Genomic DNA, 18097 nt, shown 5'->3' on the forward strand with positions numbered 1-18097 from the left:
ATCCCAACCAAAAAAACTCAAAAAACAAAAACAAGCATCAACAAAACAAACACACTATCGAGTTCACAAACAACACCCCCACACGCCCACAACCCCAAACAAAAGGCCACAAACGCGGGACAACCACCACAAACAACACCAACCACAAACAATCAGCACCGCCCGGGCGACAAGAAAATACTCTACGAACAATCGGGCGATCTGTCAAATGAGTGGGCCGGGATCTGCATCACAGATCCCGGCCCTTCGTCAGGTCTCACGTACCGATTGACATTCTCACCACGCTCGTTGACGTTCTCATCGCGCCGGTCGATGTTCTCAATACGCCAGCTGGCATCGTCGATTCGCCACTCGACATTCTCAACGTGCGCTAAGCCGTGCCGTGTCAGTGGCAAGCATCGCGTTCAGGCCGGTTCACGGCCACCTGCACGCACCTCGGTTCAGTCAGCACTTGTTCACTGATTGGCATGCACAACAGCAAGGTTGCGGCGCCCTCGTCGAATGAGCGCCAGACCGCCGGCGAGCAGGTCTGATGCTTCAATCGGGGCGTCTTCGTCTTCGACCTTGACATTGTTCAGATACGCACCACCGGATGCGACGGTACGGCGCGCAGCAGAGCGGCCTTTCTCCAGGCCCGACGCAATCAAGGCATCCACAATCGTGTCATGGCCAACGCGAATGCTACCGGATGGTAGTTCGCCAGTCGCAGCAACCAGCGTCTCTTCGTCAACTTCACGCAGATCTCCTCTGCCCCACAGCGCTTCTGTCGCAGCCTGCACGCGAGCGACTGCATCTGCACCGTGCACCAGCGTGGTGACCTTTTCGGCCAGCTCCTTCTGTCCTTCGCGCAGATGTGGACGCTCGGCAACCGACTGGGCAAGCTCTTCGATGCGTTCGCGGGAATCAAAGGTGAAGACCTTCAGCAACTTCACGACATCCTCATCCGCGACCTGCAGCCAGAACTGGTAGAACGCGTACGGGCTCATCATCTGAGGATCCAGCCAGATCGCGCCGCCCTCGGACTTGCCGAACTTGGTGCCGTCAGACTTCGTGATGATCGGTGTGGTCATCACATGCGTGGTGGCGCCCTCGACTCGGCGGATCAGTTCCACACCGCCAATCATGTTGCCCCACTGGTCGTTTCCGCCGGTTTCCAAGGTGCAGCCGTAGTTCCGGAACAGTTGCAGGTAGTCATGCGCCTGGAGGATCTGGTAGCTGAATTCGGTAAACGAGATTCCCTCTTCAGAATTCAGGCGGCGAGCGACGATATCTTTCGACAGCATGGTGCCGACTCGGAAGTACTGGCCCACGTCGCGCAGCAGGTCGATCGCGGACAGCTGGCTGGTCCAGTCAAGGTTATTGACGAGGCGTGCCGCGGCCGGCCCGTCGAACTCAAGGAACTGCGAAAGCTGGGCGCGTAGTCTGTCCGCCCACTGTCCCACCACGTCGCGTGACTGAAGCTGGCGTTCACCGGACAGGCGCGGATCACCGATCATGCCCGTTGCGCCACCAACCAGTGCCAACGGCTTGTGGCCAGCGTTTTGCAGATGCCGCATGAGAAGCACCTGCACCAGGTGACCGTGATGCAAAGAGGCGGCAGTTGGATCAAAACCGCAATAGAAGGTGACCGGACCAGCGTTCAGGTGCGCACGCAGCGCATCCAAATCCGTGTGCTGAGCAATCAGCCCACGCCACTGTAGTTCGTCCACTAAATCCTGTGTCACCGCTCTGCTCTCCTTATGATCGCGGTCGTTTTGGCTTTCTTCTCTCAGGCGCGCGCCAGGCAGGCGTTCACCTACTGCGGTTAGCTTAGTCGGGTCGGGCCACCCTCGTCACACGTGTCCACTACGAACGAGACGACGCCACGCCCTCCTGAATCCAGGCGCGATGCGTGCTGGCCAGACGGGTCGCCTCGGACAACTGCTCGCGCACCCGGTCCGGCGCCGTTCCTCCTCGGGCATTGCGGGCAGCAACCGATCCCTCAACACTGAGCACGTCGCGCACGTGAGGTGTCAGGTGCTCACTGATCGCAGCAAATTCGTCATCGGTCAGGTCCCACAATTCCACGCCTCGTGCCTCTGCCTGGCGCACGCACGCACCGGACAGTTCGTGCGCCACTCTAAAGGGCACTCCCTGTTTGACGAGCCACTCGGCAATATCTGTAGCCAGCGAGAAACCCTGTGGTGCAAGCTGCGCCATTCGCTCGAAGTTCAGGCGCATTGTGGAGACCATTCCGGCAATGGCCGGCAGCAGCACGTCAAGCGTGTCGATCTGATCAAAGACAGGTTCCTTATCTTCCTGCAGGTCTCGATCGTAAGCCAGCGGGATTCCCTTGAGGACGCTCAGCAGCGCCGTCAGGTCACCGATCATGCGCCCGGCCTTGCCTCGTCCCAGTTCGGCCACGTCGGGATTCTTCTTCTGCGGCATGATCGATGAGCCCGTGGAGAACGAATCATCCAGAGTCACATAGTCGAATTCTCGGGTATTCCAGATGACGATTTCTTCGCACAGGGTCGATAGGTCGATTCCGATCATCGTCATGACGAAGGCGAACTCTGCAACCACGTCGCGCGAAGCTGTGCCGTCGATAGAGTTGGCGACACTGTCGGTAAAGCCCAGTTCCTCGGCAATGGTCTGTGGGTCCATTCCCAGCGTGTTTCCTGCCAGTGCGCCCGATCCGTACGGGCTGACGGCAGCTCGTTGATCCCAGTCACGCAGACGTTCCACATCGCGCAGTAAGGGCCACACATGTGCGCCGAGGTGATGGGCGACCAGAACGGGCTGCGCGTGCTGCATGTGAGTGCGTCCGGGCATGATCGCATCCCCCGCCAGGCGAGCCTGTTCGAGCAGCGCGTCCACAACGTCAAGTGTCAGCGCTCCAATGTGTCGCGCCTCGTCGCGCAGATACATGCGGATGAGCGTAGCGATCTGATCGTTGCGTGAGCGGCCGGCGCGCAACTTCCCACCCAGTTCAGCGCCCGCTTTATCGATCAATGCGCGTTCGAGCGCAGTGTGCACGTCCTCGTCATCAGGGTCAGGTACGAGGGCGTCCGATGCGACTTCTGCGCTGAGTTCGTCGAGGGTGGATTCCATGCCGTCCAGTTCTTCGTCGGTCAGCAGCCCTGCTCTGTTTAGGGCGCGTGCATGAGCTTTCGAGCCGGCCAGATCAGCCTGGGCCAGCCGCCAGTCAAAGTGAGTTGACACGGACAATCTGGCAAGCGCCTGAGAGGGGCCGCCTGAAAATCGTCCACCCCACAATGCGACGGGACGGGCGAGAGACGATTGGCGTGGTGCTGCATCAGATTTCGATTTTGCGCTCATAGTTTCATGATGCCTGTTCGCACGCCGCGATGCCAACATCGACACAGACAAAATGCATATACTCAGCACGGCAGCAATGTGAGGAGGAACAGTGGACGTCAATCCCCGTGTTGATTCCGAGATCGGTCGGCTGCGTGAGGTGATCGTGCACCGCCCCGGTCAGGAAGTCGAACGGCTCACTCCCCTCAATCATGCTGAGCTTCTTTTCGATGATCTGATGGATCCGGGCCGTGCACGAGCTGAGCACGATCAGTTCGTCGAAGTCATGGAGGGCGAAGGCATCGAGGTGCACAAGCTGCGCACATTGTTGTCGCAGACACTGCACCACGAGCAGGCCCGCCAGGCGGTACTGGATCGCACGCTCAATGAACGCCGGCTCGGACCGGTGCTCACCCCTGCGCTGCGCGAATGGACGGCGGATCTGTCGGCAGATCGCCTGACCGCCATGTGTGTGGACGGTTTGACGGTCGATGAGTGGAAGAGTGTGTCGCCTGTGCGCTCGCTGGTGACACGCACGCTCGAAGATGAAGATTTCCTGATTCGTCCCCTGCCAAACCACCTGTTCACGAGGGATGCGTCTGCGTGGATTCACGGTGGTGTGGCCGTCAATTCGATGTCACGTCTGGCGCGCGAGCGCGAATCGCTGCACTATTCGGTTATCTACCAGTACCATCCACGTTTTGCCCCCTGGGATTTCCACTGGTGGTCGCGCGGCACATCAGGTGCTATTCGCAGTGCCGAGGGCGGCGACGCTCTGGTGGTGGGCGATGGGATCGGTGTGTTTGGCGTGTCGGAACGCACCACGCCGCAAGGTGTTGAGCGCTTGGCTGTCAAAATGTTCGAGGCCGGTCACGCCCACACGGTCCTGGCTGTCGTATTGCCACATGTGCGTACCTTCATGCACTTGGACACAGTGTTGACGCAGGTCGACCGGGATGCTTTCTTGCTGTATCCGCGCTTGGGTGACGTGCGCACGATGACGTTGCGACCCGGCCCCGATGGGGGCGCTCCGATCGTCGAGGATATGCATTACGATCTTCGACGCGCACTGGAAGTGCTGATGGGCCGCTCGTTGCGTTTCATCAGTCCGGATGGCACCTTCTCCGACGTGGATCGCGAGCAGTGGAATGACGGTTTCAATGCGCTAGCGATTGCACCTGGCAAGGTGATTACCTATGATCGTTCCCCGCTGTGTAATGCTGCGTTGCGCCGCGCAGGCATCGATGTCATCGAGATTCAGGGGGCTGAGCTGGGACGCGGCCGCGGCGGTCCGCGCTGTATGTCGTGTCCTGTGGTGCGCGACCCCGTTGACCAGGACTAGGCGGGACCGGCAGGGACAATACCCCCACGCCCACTTCACTGTCTTCCTGTTCGACCCTGACGACCAGCCATGTGGCCAGGGCGACGAACAGAATCCATGTGCCTTCGAATAGGAGGCGCGATTCAGTGAGGGACTGCACCAAAATGGCCGTCATCATCAGTGCCGGTGCCAGCGAGTACACGTCACCGTCGATACGGCGAATGGCGACGCGCAAGACGCGAATACCGATGACGCAGATGGCAATGACGAAGACGGCCAGGCCAATGAGTCCGGTCTGGAATGACACGTCCACGAATGCGTTGTGGGCGTGAGGCGTGGGCGCGCCGTCCTGACGGATTACCAGATCGCGATACATCGGGATCCACGGTGGCCACAGCATGACCCATCCCCACCCGCCGATGGGCCGTTGTTTCCACAGCTCAAACACTGCACGCCAGATGTCAGAGCGTCCCGTCAGGTCTGCGTCGCGACCGATAAACTCAGCGATCGGGGCGTACAGGAGCGCTCCGACGACGCTGACGATCAGCAGAGCCATCGCCGAAATTCGCAGGACGCGCTGCCGCCTGTGCGCGCGCACGCGCCGTAGAACGGTTCCAACCAGGAAAACTCCGGCGCATGCCAGCAGCGCCACGAAAACGGTAGCTGACCGTGTCAGCGCCAGTGTCGCCGCGTACAGGGCGAACCATGTGAGGGCACGCCTGGAGCTCATGCGTCGCGCGCGGAGCTGAATCACCGTGCAGATGATGCCGAACAGTGCGATTGCGGCCAGTGGGTTGCGGTTGCCGACAAACCCCTGGATGGGGCCACCTCTGAACAGCGCGGATTCAGTCCACAGCTGCGTGGCGCCTACATTACTCTGGCCGCGCAGCCACACAGGAACGATCGGATGGCCGACAAAGATGGCGCACCATAGCTCCATCACCAGGCTGATTCCCACCGACCATCGCATCGCTGCGGCGAACGCGTCGATGAGGCGCTCCAGCGGCACCGCGATGGCGATCATGATTCCAATGAGAGCGCTCAGTGTGCTGCCCAGTGATGCTAACGCTGAGATCCCCGGATACTCGGCCCACAGGGCTGACATCCAGCACACCAGTAGGAATGCCGCGATCGTCCACGGGACACGGCGGATCGTCACGCGCCGCCCCGCAATGACAAACATCGCGATGAATACTGCTGCGGACAGCACGACGATGATGCCGTATCCGACCCATCCGATCAGCGCGCGAAATCCCGTTCCGCTGAATGTCAGGAAAAAGACCCAGGCAATCATGGGTTCGAGGTATTCGTTGGCGTGAGCACCCCACCGAAGTGTTGCATTCAGGCGTGCTCTGCGAATTGACCACGTCAAGGTGCTGAGCGCCCAGCCGGCGTTTCGCAGCGGAGACGACATGGTGACGCGCAGCTCACGATGGCGCACATCCGAGGAAGCCTCCCTCGTCACTGTCCGGTCAAGAAGACGCCGTGACGAGGAGGATGCGATCGCAAGGTGGTGCGCCATGTGTCCCCTCGAAAACCTGGTGGTGAAATGAAGAAGCGGAGGTTCGTGCCGTGGGCAGGGACAACCCCCGGCTTCGATGCCTCAGAATACGAGGGTACGAAAAACCGGGGGTAAGTCCTAATCGGTTCGATGAGGAGTCGGACGCTCTTTAGAAACGATCCGGTTACGGTTCGATCACGAGAGGAAGCGCCGACTAGTGCGCGTCCTCGTCGAAGTTCACGCCGCGTCCGAAACGCACGTCGCGGGCTGCTGCCAGTTTGGCGCTCATTCCGTAGATTTCAATGAAGCCGCGCGAGTGGGACTGGTCGAAGGTATCGCCCGTCTCGTAGGTCGCAAGGTTGAAGTCGTACAGGGAGGAGTCGGAGCGTCGACCTGTCACCGTTGCTCGCCCACCGTGCAGCGTCATGCGAATGTCACCACTGACGTAGGTCTGCGTGTTCTCGATGAAAGCGTCCAGCGCATTCTTGAGCGGTGAGTACCACTGCGCGTCGTAGACGAGTTCGGACCAGCGTTCGTCCACGCGGCGCTTGTAGCGTGCCAGTTCGCGCTCGACGGTGACGTTTTCAAGCTCCTGGTGAGCGGCGATCAGGGCCACGGCTCCTGGTGCTTCATAGATTTCACGCGACTTGATGCCCACCAGGCGGTCCTCGACAATGTCGATACGGCCGATGCCCTGCGCGCCAGCGCGGCGGTTCATTTCCTGAACGGCTTCCAGAGGAGTCACGGCACGCCCATCGATGGCGACGGGGACACCCTGCTCGAAGGTGATGACTACCTCGTCAGGAAGTGGCGGGTAGGTCGGGTCGTCGGTGTAGTTGTACACGTCCTTGGTCGGCGCGTTCCAGATGTCTTCAAGGAACCCTGTTTCGATGGCACGACCCCACACGTTCTGGTCGATCGAGAAGGGATTGTGTTTCGTCGTCTCAATGGGCAGATTGTGCTTGTTGGCGTAGTCGATGGCCACGTCGCGGGTCAACGCGAGGTCGCGCACGGGAGCGATCGTTTTCAGGTCAGGAGCCATCGATGTGAGGGATACTTCGAAGCGGACCTGGTCGTTGCCTTTGCCGGTGCAGCCGTGTGCCACGGTGGTGGCGCCGAATTGCCGTGCGGCGCGCACCAGGTGCTTAACGATCAGCGGGCGTGACAGCGCAGATACGAGGGGGTAGCGCCCCTGGTACAGTCCGTTGGCTTTCAGCGCGGGCATGCAGTAGTCGGAAGCAAACTCTTCCTTCGCATCTGCGACGTATGCTTCCACGGCACCGCAGTCGAGGGCGCGTTGGCGGATCACCTCCAGGTCTTCGCCGCCCTGCCCCACGTCAACGGCAACGGCAACCACTTCCATACCTGTCTGCTGTTCGATCCAGCCGATTGCAACAGAGGTGTCAAGCCCACCGGAGTAGGCCAGTACAACGCGGTCCTTGTGTTCACTCATTTCGTTTCTACCCTTTGATTGTCGTACTCGAATGATTCACGCTTATTGGCGAGGCTCGACCAGTGCGATCAGTGTTGACTGAAGTTCCACGGCGTCCTCAGTGCTGCGACATGCGACGAAAATAGTGTCATCTCCTGCCACGGTGCCAACGACTCCCTCGAGCCGCGCGGTGTCGATGGCTGATCCGAGCAGGTTGGCTGCGCCCACTGGTGTGCGCACAACCAGGAATGTGCCGGCGGTGTCTACTGCAACGAGCAGGTCCTGAGCCCATCGCTCCAGGCGCGCCAGTGATTCTTCTCCACGACGCGTCTGTTCCCCGTCCAGGTCCGGCACTGAATAGATCTGTTTACCTGAGGCCGTGCGAATCTTCGTGGCGTGCATCTCCACGAGGTCACGTGACAAAGTGGCCTGCGTCGTTTCGATACCCAGCACGGCCAGTGCTTCACGCAGTTCCTTCTGAGAGGAGATCTGCTGATCGGCAAGGATGTCCACAATGGCTCCGCGTCGAGCGGTGCGTGACGACGGGATGCCTTGCGTGTCAGGGCCGGCGTGGTCTGTCATCAGTCCTCCTTGTGTGCGTGGCCGAGTGTCTGCCGGGCGCTGTGAACCAATGCAGGCAGAGTCTCAGTGAAGGACTGAGCCTGCTGGTCTGACAGCGTTAACGGTGGTGCCAGACGGATTGTATGGGCGTTTGGCGCATTAATGATAAATCCTTCGTCAGCTGCATGGCGCACAAGCGCACTGGCGCACGGTTCATTAAATTCGACCGCAATAAGCAGGCCGCGTCCGCGCACCTCGCGCACCGCCGCTCCGCCTGCCTCACGCAGTTCGGCGCGCCACTGTTTACCCAGTGTGAGGGCGTTTGCCAGCAACGCATCGTTTTCGATGGTGTCGATGACGGCCAGGCCTGCGGCGGCGCACACCGGGTTGCCGCCAAAAGTCGTGCCGTGCATTCCCTGGGTGAGGATCGATCCAGCCTGGCCGATACCGACGCAGGCTCCAATCGGCATGCCTCCACCTAGTCCTTTGGCGAGAGTGACGACGTCGGGCGTGATTCCTGCGTGGTGGTGCGCCATCCACTGTCCGGTGCGTCCCATGCCGCTTTGTACTTCGTCAACGACCATCAGTGCGCCGATCTCATTGCAGCGCCGACGCACGGCCTGAAGGTACTCATCACTGAGCGGGTAGACGCCTGCTTCTCCCTGGATGGGCTCAACGATGATGCCTGCCACGCCTTGGGTCAGGTGGCGGTCGAGTGCGTCCATATTGTTCGGCTCAATGAATTCGATTCCTTCGAGCAACGGTGCAAATGGCGTGCGGTAAGCCTCTTTCCAAGTCACTGAGAGTGCGCCCGCTGAGCGTCCGTGGAATGCGCCAGTCAACGCAATGATGCGAGGTGTCGTGTCGGCAGAAAAGCCCTTGGTACCCTCGTCGATCTTCCTGTTGCCCCAGGTGCGGATCATTTTGATGGCGCACTCGTTGGACTCCGTACCCGAATTGGTGAAAAAGACACGTGATCCGTCTGGAACGGCGTCCGCGCACACGATGCCGAGAACACGTTCGGCCAGTTCAATCTGCGGCGGTGTGGCAAAGAAATTGGAGACGTGATCCAGTGTTGCCAGTTGCGTACTCACTGCGCGCTCAATGGCCGGGTGGCAATGTCCCAGCACGTTGACGGCAATTCCGCCCAGCAGGTCCAGGTACTCTGCTCCGGTGTCGTCCACAACCGTGCAGCCCTGTGCACGCGTGAGGATACGCTGAGGAGGTCCAAATGTGTCCATGAGCGCCTCATGGTAGCGATTTTCCCAGGTCATTGATCCTCCCCTTCATTTCCGTCAGCGGTGATCATCGTTCCGACGCCCTCGTCAGTAAAGACTTCCAGCAGCATGGAGTGCGGCTGGCGGCCGTCGATGACGTGGACACGCGGCACACCCTGTTCGAGGGCGGCCAGCGCAGCAGTCATCTTCGGCGCCATCCCCGAATCAAGGGTGGGAACGAGGGCGGCCAGTTCACTGCGCGAGAGGCGACTGATCAGAGAGTTTGGATCCGGATAGTCTGCGTAGAGTCCTTCCACGTCGGTCAACATGATGAGCTTTTCAGCACCGATCGCGCCAGCCAGTGCTGCTGCAGCAGAATCGGCGTTAATGTTGAGCACTCCAGATGGCGCATCCTGGTTGGGTGCCACGGAGGAGACTACCGGGATGAAACCCGAATCCACCAGCGCCATCAGTGGCTGGGCGTTGACGTGGGTAATAGTTCCCACCAATCCAATATCAACGGCTTCACCATCGACCCATGCGGGTGTGCGTTGAGCCTGGAACAGACCCGCGTCTTCTCCTGCCAGTCCGATGGCCTGGTAACCCTGAACGTTAAGCAGGCTGACCAGTTCGCGCTGTACTTTTCCAATCAGCACCATGCGCACAATCTCCATGACGTCCTCGGTGGTGACCCGCAGCCCTTTGGTGAAGGGCGCATCGAGGCCCACCCGGGACAGCATCTGGTTGATCTGAGGACCACCGCCGTGAACGACGACCGGCTTGACACCCCACTGGTGCAAGAAAAGGACATCCTGGGCAAATGCGTGCATGAGTGAGTCGTCCACCATCGCATTGCCGCCATACTTGATCACGACATACTTGCCGCGGTGGTGACGCAGCCACGGCATTGTTTCCAGCAAAATAGCGGTCTTATCCCGCGCGGTCAGTGTGGTCATGATGAGTACGCGCTGTTCTCGTGGACGTAGTCGTAGGTCAGGTCGGAGGTGATGATGGTGGCACTGGCTGAACCATTGTGCAGATCGACCTCAATATTGACCTGCCGATCCGTCATGTCGACGAGGTCTCGCGACTGCCCCACTCCTCCTGCCTGGCAGACCTGCACACCGTTGAAGCTCACGTCAATGGCGTCCGGGTCAAATGGTGCGACCTCTTCAGGGATTGTGCCGATTTCTGACAGGACACGCCCCCAGTTCGGGTCATTGCCGAAAATTGCGGCCTTGAGCAGGTTCGATCGCGCGACGGCCCGGGCGATAATCTCGGCGGCTTCTTCACTGTGCGCACCGCGCACGGTGATGTCGATGTCATGAGTGGCGCCCTCGGCGTCCGCAATGAGCTGGCGTGCCAGCGTGGCGCAGGCGCTGCGCAGATGTGCGGTCAGTTCCTGTGCATCGGCGCGGTGACCGGATGCTCCAGAAGCCAGTGCAATGACGGTGTCATTGGTGGAGCGGCATCCATCTGAGTCCACGCGGTTAAACGTCGTGCGGACCGCTTCACGCAAGGCGGCGTCAAGTTCACGCTGGTCAACGACTGCATCGGTAGTGAGGACGCACAGCATGGTCGCCAGTGCCGGCGCGAGCATACCTGCACCTTTCGCCATTCCTCCGACCGTGTAGCCGTCTGCATGAATCTCGATCGTCTTGTTCACGGTATCGGTGGTTCGGATGGCATCGGCAGCGTTGGCTCCCGCTTCAGGCGTATCAGCAAGTTCGCCCACCGCCATATCAATTCCGCTGATTACTGCCTCCATCGGCAGCAGCTCACCGATCAAACCGGTGGAGCACACACCGACCTGCATGCTGTCGGCCAGGCTGAGTGCCTGCGCGACGTGGTCGGCCATCTGTTGGGCGTCACGTGCGCCCTGCTCACCCGTGCAGGCGTTCGCTCCCCCGGAGTTCAACACGACGGCACTGACAGTGCCCGCGGCGAAGTGTGCGCGGGAAAGATGGACGGGAGCAGCGGCGACACGGTTGGAGGTAAAGACTGCTGCCGAGGCGCGAAGCTCGGTCGGTCCGGTGTTGACGACGAGGGCGACGTCACGGTTACTGCTGGCTTTGATCCCTGCGTGAACCCCTGATGCGAGAAATCCCTGAGGTGCTGTCACGCCGGTCAATGGTGCTGTCTGGTTCATGGTGTCACTCCAATGGTGGGGATTCCGGTCAGTTCAGGCAGGCCGAGCGCAAGGTTTGCGCTCTGGATGGCTGCACTCGCAGTTCCTTTACCGAGGTTGTCAAGTGCGCAGATAGTGACAAGACTGTGGGCACGTTCGTCAATCACTGCATTGACGAGGGCACAGCCGGTCGCGTTGACGGGCGCAGTGGACGGCCAGGGTGCCTCGTGGCTGACACCGATCAGCGGCTCATTATCGTAGATGCTGTAGGCGTGGGCCACGTCATCTGCACTGACGGATGCGTGCAGCGGTGCCACCACTGTCGCCACGATGCCGCGAGCTGTGGGGACCAGAACGGGCGTGAATGTCAGGCGAACGTCGTCCGCCCCGCTGATGCGCAGGTTCTGGATGATTTCGGGGATGTGCCGGTGGGTTCCTCCCACGCCGTAAGGCACGATCGCGCCGAGTGCCTCGGAGGCCAGCAGATGCTGTTTGGGTGATCGGCCGGCACCTGAATAACCCACTGACAAGGTGGCGCATAGGGTCGGTTCGACGATGTGCGCGGCGATGGCTGGCTGTATTGCCAGGGTGACTGCTGTCGCATTACAGCCGGGCACGGCGATCTGACAGGCGTGTGCGAGGGCGTCGCGTTGACGTGTCATCTGTGTTTCGCCGCTGTGCAGCAATTCTGGCATTCCATAGGTCCACGGTTCGGCTGCGTCGGTGCCGTAGTAGCGATGCCATTCGTCTGCATCGGTCAGTCGATGGTCGGCAGCGCAGTCGATGATCAGTGCTGACGTGCCAGCGCGTGCGAGTTCATCGGAAAGTCGGGCGGAGTGTCCGTGTGGCAGGGCCAGGAAAATCACATCAACGCCGCCGAGAGCCTGGGCTGTTGTTTCCTGGATCACCAGCGCACCTTGGGGCCCGGTGATGTTCGGATGCATCTGTGCCAGGGTGTTGCCGGCGGAAGATGCTCCCGTAACTATGCTGAGCGTGATGTCAGGATGCGCGGTAAGGAGGCGTGCGATTTCGCCTCCTGCGTATCCCGATACTCCTGCAATAGCTGCCCGAAAATTCATATGCATGACTATACACAGTCATGCATAATTTGCATAACGGGTGTCCTCTATATGGACACCAAGGCTACTGAGCGTCCGACTCCTGCGGTGCCGTATTACCCGACTTCAGATCCTGTGCTATCTCATCTGCCCACTGATCCACTTCGTCCCACGGCCGAAAATCGCCCTCGACCGCACCGGCAAGGCGCGCGATAGTGCGCTCACGCAGTGACAGGCGCGAGGGGTCGTAGCGACCCGGGAACTTCTGGTGGTGGACTATCGGCACCTTCATCAGCACCGGGCCAATGCGCGAGGGGTCCTGCAGCGAATGCTTCGGCACCCCGGACAGGCCCACTGAAAAAGCCCACACTGGCATCGACAGCAGGTTCGGGCGAAAACGCTCCATGAAATCGTTCGCCTGCGCCATCCACTGCGTCATGTACACGGCTGAGCCGCACACAACAGCGTCGTAGGACTCCAGAGATTTCACGTCCTCCGGATTGATCATCTCGACATCGAGGTCGTGCGAGCGCAGACGGTCAGAGATACGTTCGGCAACCTCACGGGTTGCACCATGTTTTGACGAAGCAGTGACGAGGATTTTCATAATCCCAGTATGGACGCTTTGGCGCGCCAATGTGAGCCGAATCGTTCAAGAAGTCGCAAATTCTGCCCTGCTGCGCATACGTTTCAGACTCTGAGCAGGACTAACGCCCGAGCACACGCGTATGCGCAAGTGCGGCCAGCGCTTCACGCACCGGCCGCACTGATCACGATTCGCGCATTTGTTATGCGCGAAGTTGCGCCCCGAGCGTCTTACCTGTGCGAGAAATGATGTCGTTGCGTGTGCGCGTAACCTCATCTGCACTCAGAGTGCGATCATCGGCACGCAATTTCACAGTGAAGGCCAGCGAGCGGTGACCGTCGGGAACCTGGTCGCCCTCGTAAATGTCAAAGAGGGATACCTCTTCGGCCAGGGCACCTGCCGCCTGGCGAATCACCTGAGCAACGCGAGCAACGGGAATATCATTGGCGACAACCAGTGCGAAGTCTTCTTTTGCCACCGGGAACGTTGACACGCCGCTCACTTGGATTGGTTCTTCCGCCATATGCGCCACCAGCGCGTCGACGTCCAGCTCCAGCGCGCATGAGCGCTTGGGTAAACCGAATGCCTCACATACACGCGGGTGAAGTTCGCCGGCTCGCGCCACAACAGTCAGTATCTTGCCGTTGCGGACGAAAACCTGCGCCATCCTGCCTGGATGCCACGGTGCCACTGCGTGCGGGTCACTACTCGCTTGAGGCATCGGCGGCCCCTTGTGCACAGGGGTAGATTCAGGAAGCCAGCCGCGTGCTGTTTCCACCTTGACGCCCAGTGACTGTGCGACGCGCCAGACGAGGTCGATGGCATCGGCCCAGTCGTAGACGCGGGGCTGCTCGAACACCCCGTTACCTGTGGCATTTCCGCACAAGATTGCTCCCACATGCCACGGCTGCGAGGGAACGCCGGCCTGGAGCTGAGCTTCCACCTCGGCAGAGGGACGCTGCTCAGCGGACGGCAGATCGGATGGAACCGTTCCTGCCGGGCGCACAACCTTCGCAATCTCAAAGACCGCGATGTGGTTCATACCACGTGACATGTTGCGTCCGGCAACATCGAGCAGCGTGTCCAGGATGCGTGTACGCAGCAGCGGCGCATCGTCGGCCAGCGGATTGCGCAGGCGCACTGCCTGACGGTTCGGGTCATCGGCAGCCAGCTGCTGGCGGTCATGGGCAGCAGTGGACATGAAGGGGTAGGACTCTACCTCGGTCAGTCCAGCATTGGCCAGGACGCGTGCGACGTCACGGCGAGCCTTCTGCGCCGTGGTCAAGCCGTGTCCAGCAGGGGCTTGCGGCAGGATTGACGGGATCTCATCGTATCCGTGCAAGCGCGCGACCTCTTCGACCAGGTCGGCAGGCCCGGTCAGGTCAGGTCGCCAGCTCGGAGGTGTCACCTGCCATTGGGCCTCGCTGTCCTCGCCATGAACCTGGCAGCCGATTGTTTCCAGCAGTTCGCGAATGCGTGCCGGAGGCAATTCGAGTCCGGTCAGGCGCTGCGTCTCACTCACTTTCATGTCGATCGGTCGAGCTTCGGGCACGGTATTGACCTCGAACACGTAGGGGTCAGCCTGTCCCCCGCCGTATTCTTCAAGCAGCGCGCATGCCTGGGCAATCGCGACGGGCGGAATCGCCGGGTCCGAACCGCGTTCGAAACGCTTCGAGGCTTCAGAGGCCAGGAAGTGGCGTCGGGACGTGCGCGCAATTGAAATGGAATCAAAGTGCGCAGCTTCGAGGACCAGGTCTGTTGTCCCCTCAGTGATTTCAGAGTCGAGGCCACCCATCACTCCGGCAAGTCCTATAATTCGCGATCCATGCTGGCCTTGCGGAGAATCCGTGATAAGCAGGTCTTCGTCGTTCAGTGCGCGATCTTCACCATCGAGGGTGACGAGATGCTCACCTTTTTCAGCTCTGCGCACCACGATGGGTGCTGCCACAGAACCAAGGTCGTAAGCGTGCATCGGCTGGCCCAGATCCAACATGATGTAGTTGGTGACGTCGACGGGCAGGCTGATTGAGCGCATGCCTGCCATCTCCAGGCGCTCCACCATCCATTTGGGCGTCTGAGCGTGCGTGTCGACGCCGCGCACGATGCGTGTAACGAAGCGGTCGCACCCGACGTGGTCGCGGATCGGGCGCTTGTCCTCAACTTCCACGCTCAAAGCTGAGTCGGAGTGTTCGGGCAGGTCAAGGCCATCGGGCAGACCGGGATCAGTCAGGGTTGCTCCCGTTGAGTGGGAGTATTCGCGCGCCACGCCACGCATGGAGAAGCAGTAGCCGCGGTCCGGAGTGACATTGATTTCGAGGACTTCTTCCCCCAGTCCCAGCAGTGGAATCACATCTGATCCGGGAGCGGGGATCTGGTCGGCATCGAACTTGTCGGTCAGAACGAGGATGCCGTTGTGGTCCTCCCCGAGGCCCAGTTCGCGCTCCGAACAGATCATGCCGTCAGAGATGTGACCGTAGGTTTTGCGGGCAGAGATCTCGAAGGGGCCGGGCAGAACTGCGCCCGGCAGGCTGACGACCACCAGGTCGCCCACATCAAAATTGTGAGCACCGCAGATGATGCCGCGACTGGGCAGGTCAGATGGCTCTTTCCCAGTTCCCGGCTCGTCGTTGTGCTGGCCGACATCGACTCGGCAGTAGTTGATGACTTTGCCGTTGGATTGTTCTTTCGGCTCGCGTGTGAGCACTTTGCCTACGACAAGCGGGCCCGTCACGCGGGCGGGATGAATTGTTTCTTCCTCCAGGCCCACTTTCACCAGCGCTGCGGCCAGTTGCGGAACCGTCACGGAGGCGGGAATTTCTACGTGGTCACGAAGCCACGACAATGGAACCATAGGCATGTTCAGTGTCCCCTTCCGTTGAGTCCGAACTGCTGGGAGAAGCGCACGTCTCCCTCGACGATGTCGTGCATGTCAGCGATGCCGTGACGCAGCATGAGCGTGCGTTCAATACCCATGCCGAATGCGAAACCGGAATACTCGTCAGGGTCGACGCCGCAGGCGCGCAGCACGTTTGGGTTGACCATGCCGCAGCCACCCCATTCAATCCAGCCGGGGCCGCCCTTCTTCTGCGGGAACCACAGATCCATCTCGGCGCTCGGTTCAGTGAAAGGGAAGAAGCTGGGGCGCAACCGCGTGCGCGCGTCAGGGCCGAACATCTGGCGCGCAAAGTGATCCAGCGTTCCCTTCAGGTGCGCCATCGTCAGGTGGCGATCAACTGCCAGACCCTCAACCTGGTGGAAAACAGGTGTATGTGTCGCGTCGAGCGCGTCGGAGCGGAATACCTTACCGGGGCATGCGACGTAGAGCGGAACACCGCGAGCGAGCATGGAGCGGGCCTGAACTGGCGAGGTGTGCGTGCGCATCACCAGGTGACCGTCATCCTCGTGGTCGCCACCGACGGAGCGGCCATCGACATAGAGGGTGTCCTGCATCTGGCGAGCCGGGTGGTCAATGTCGAAGTTCAGCGCATCGAAGTTGAACCATTCGTGCTCGATTTCCGGGCCTTCTGCGATGTCCCATCCCATCGACACAAACAGGTCGGCCACTTCCTCCATCAAGGTTTCCAGAGGGTGACGCGCGCCCAGACTCTGGCGCCCGGTCGGCACCGTTACGTCCACGGCTTCCGTCTCCAGCGCGCGGGCTTCCTCTTCGTCGCGCAGCACTGATTCACGTTCGGACAGCGCAGTGGCGAGTTGCTTGCGGGCACCGCCCAGTGTCTTGCCTGCCTGCGCACGGTCAGCGGGGTCCAGTGACCCGATCGTGCGGTTAGCCTGGATCAGGGGTGCCTGATCACCCATCACCTGGGTGCGAACGGTCTTGAGTTGGGCCAGCGAACTCGCCTCACCGATACGCGCCAGCGCATCAGTGACGAGGGCGCTCACCGCTTCACCGTCAAGCGGATTGAGCTCAGGAGCACAGTCAGCCATATCCTGCTTCCTCGGTCGAAATTGACAATCGGTCATATGGGAAAACTCCACGTTTCCTCTTCCCCCATATTAGCCGTCGAAGCGAGTCCGCCCATTCGTCGCCATTGGCTGGACAGTTCACTGAGCGCGATCGCGTGTAAGCCCGGTGCACTGACGAAAGCGTCTAGGCTACAGATATGAGTTCACTTGCGCCCTCCGACGCTGCGGCCGCTGACACGGTCCCCGCGCCGACGAAACCGAAAAAAGTTCGCGTCCATCACCTTGCTCAAGCTAAGCAACAGGGCCGAAAACTCACGATGTTGACAGCTTATGATGCGCTTATTGCCCCGCTACTGGATGCGGCAGGTGTTGACATGCTGCTGGTGGGTGATTCCTACGGCAACGTGATGTTGGGGTATGACTCCACGTTGCGCGTCACGTTGGACGACATGGTTCGAGCGACCGCAGCAGTGGCACGTTCCACACGCCGCGCCCTGGTTGTGGCAGACCTTCCGTTCGCAACGTACGAGGCCAGTGCACAGCAGGCGTTTGAATCGGCTTCCCAATTGATGCGCGCTGGTGCCCATGCGGTCAAACTCGAGGGAGGCCGACCGCGTGTGGAAGCTGTCCGACTACTGAGCCAGTCCGGTATTCCCGTCGTCGGGCACCTGGGGTACACGCCGCAATCAGAGAACACGATCGGCGGTCCGCGTATGCGTGGCCGTGGCGATCAGCGCGATGCGATGATTGCTGACGCGCTGGCTTTGCAGGATGCCGGTGCGATTGCCGTTGTGTTGGAGATGGTGCCTGACAACGTGGCCACTGACGTCACTGCTGCGCTGGAGATTCCCACTATTGGTATCGGTGCTGGCCCGCACACCGATGGGCAGGTACTGGTGTGGTCGGACATGGTGGGGATGCAGGAATGGGTTCCCTCGTTCGTCCATCGTTTCGCGCAGATCGGGCGTGAGATCACGGCGGCTGCTGCCGAGTATGTGGAAAGTGTGGAAGATGGCACATTTCCTGCTCCGGAGAATTATCACCAGCAGTGACATCCCAGCACTGGTCG

General features: G+C 60.5%; 15 protein-coding genes. 3 read left to right on the forward strand and 12 right to left on the reverse strand.

Going from position 1 to position 18097, the window contains the following annotated elements:
* Positions 1-212 (forward strand): hypothetical protein (locus QP093_RS05855; RefSeq protein ID WP_285015519.1); only part of this gene is annotated, 212 nt, incomplete at its 5' end.
* 243 nt (positions 213-455) lie between these two features.
* On the opposite strand, the gene tyrS is transcribed toward QP093_RS05855, so the two are convergent.
* Together tyrS and argH are read right to left on the reverse strand one after the other, a co-directional pair.
* Positions 456-1724: a tyrosine--tRNA ligase gene (gene tyrS, locus QP093_RS05860; protein WP_058236920.1), complete on the reverse strand. Its 1269-nt coding sequence runs from the start codon at positions 1722-1724 to the stop codon at positions 456-458.
* A 121-nt stretch (positions 1725-1845) separates the two neighbouring features.
* Entirely contained in the window at positions 1846-3321 is a 1476-nt protein-coding gene (gene argH / locus QP093_RS05865; protein ID WP_285015524.1) for an argininosuccinate lyase, read from the reverse strand.
* 91 nt (positions 3322-3412) lie between these two features.
* Here argH and QP093_RS05870 point away from each other — a divergent pair, with 91 nt between their 5' ends.
* Positions 3413-4642, forward strand: a complete 1230-nt coding sequence (locus QP093_RS05870) for an arginine deiminase (RefSeq protein ID WP_058236922.1) — start codon at positions 3413-3415, stop codon at positions 4640-4642.
* On the opposite strand, the gene QP093_RS05875 is transcribed toward QP093_RS05870, so the two are convergent.
* From QP093_RS05875 to pheS, 10 genes are all read right to left on the reverse strand, one after another.
* Positions 4548-6143 (reverse strand): O-antigen ligase family protein, encoded by a 1596-nt coding sequence (locus tag QP093_RS05875; RefSeq protein WP_285015528.1) that lies wholly within the window; start codon positions 6141-6143, stop codon positions 4548-4550. The two genes, QP093_RS05870 and QP093_RS05875, sit on opposite strands and share 95 nt — an antisense overlap.
* A gap of 193 nt (positions 6144-6336) precedes the next feature.
* On the reverse strand, positions 6337-7575 hold the full coding sequence (locus tag QP093_RS05880) for an argininosuccinate synthase (RefSeq protein WP_285015530.1): 1239 nt from the start codon (positions 7573-7575) through the stop codon (positions 6337-6339).
* 42 nt (positions 7576-7617) lie between these two features.
* Positions 7618-8136, reverse strand: a complete 519-nt coding sequence (gene argR / locus QP093_RS05885) for an arginine repressor (RefSeq protein WP_058236925.1) — start codon at positions 8134-8136, stop codon at positions 7618-7620.
* Positions 8136-9389, reverse strand: coding sequence for an acetylornithine transaminase (locus tag QP093_RS05890; protein WP_285015533.1), 1254 nt, complete (start codon positions 9387-9389; stop codon positions 8136-8138). The genes argR and QP093_RS05890 overlap by 1 nt, the downstream gene beginning before the upstream one ends.
* The gene (gene argB, locus QP093_RS05895; protein ID WP_285015535.1) at positions 9386-10288 is read right to left on the reverse strand and encodes an acetylglutamate kinase; all 903 of its coding nucleotides are present in this window, start codon (positions 10286-10288) and stop codon (positions 9386-9388) included. Before argB ends, QP093_RS05890 begins: the two co-directional genes overlap by 4 nt.
* Positions 10285-11481 carry a bifunctional glutamate N-acetyltransferase/amino-acid acetyltransferase ArgJ gene (gene argJ, locus QP093_RS05900; protein WP_285015538.1) on the reverse strand — a complete coding sequence of 399 codons (1197 nt, stop codon included), beginning with the start codon at positions 11479-11481 and terminating at the stop codon, positions 10285-10287. Before argJ ends, argB begins: the two co-directional genes overlap by 4 nt.
* A complete protein-coding gene (gene argC, locus QP093_RS05905) occupies positions 11478-12539 on the reverse strand; it encodes an N-acetyl-gamma-glutamyl-phosphate reductase (protein WP_285015814.1) in 1062 nt (353 codons plus the stop codon). Before argC ends, argJ begins: the two co-directional genes overlap by 4 nt.
* 64 nt (positions 12540-12603) lie before the next feature.
* Positions 12604-13125: a flavodoxin domain-containing protein gene (locus QP093_RS05910; RefSeq protein ID WP_092648639.1), complete on the reverse strand. Its 522-nt coding sequence runs from the start codon at positions 13123-13125 to the stop codon at positions 12604-12606.
* Positions 13126-13306: 181 nt separating this feature from the next.
* The gene (gene pheT, locus QP093_RS05915) at positions 13307-15961 is read right to left on the reverse strand and encodes a phenylalanine--tRNA ligase subunit beta (RefSeq protein ID WP_285015544.1); all 2655 of its coding nucleotides are present in this window, start codon (positions 15959-15961) and stop codon (positions 13307-13309) included.
* 2 nt (positions 15962-15963) lie between these two features.
* Positions 15964-17049: a phenylalanine--tRNA ligase subunit alpha gene (gene pheS / locus QP093_RS05920; RefSeq protein WP_285015546.1), complete on the reverse strand. Its 1086-nt coding sequence runs from the start codon at positions 17047-17049 to the stop codon at positions 15964-15966.
* A 176-nt stretch (positions 17050-17225) separates the two neighbouring features.
* Here pheS and panB point away from each other — a divergent pair, with 176 nt between their 5' ends.
* A complete protein-coding gene (gene panB, locus QP093_RS05925; RefSeq protein ID WP_285015549.1) occupies positions 17226-18080 on the forward strand; it encodes a 3-methyl-2-oxobutanoate hydroxymethyltransferase in 855 nt (284 codons plus the stop codon).
* Positions 18081-18097 lie beyond the last annotated feature (17 nt).

It is taken from the genome of Pauljensenia sp. UMB10120, assembly GCF_030212035.1.
Lineage (GTDB): Bacteria > Actinomycetota > Actinomycetes > Actinomycetales > Actinomycetaceae > Pauljensenia > Pauljensenia radingae_A.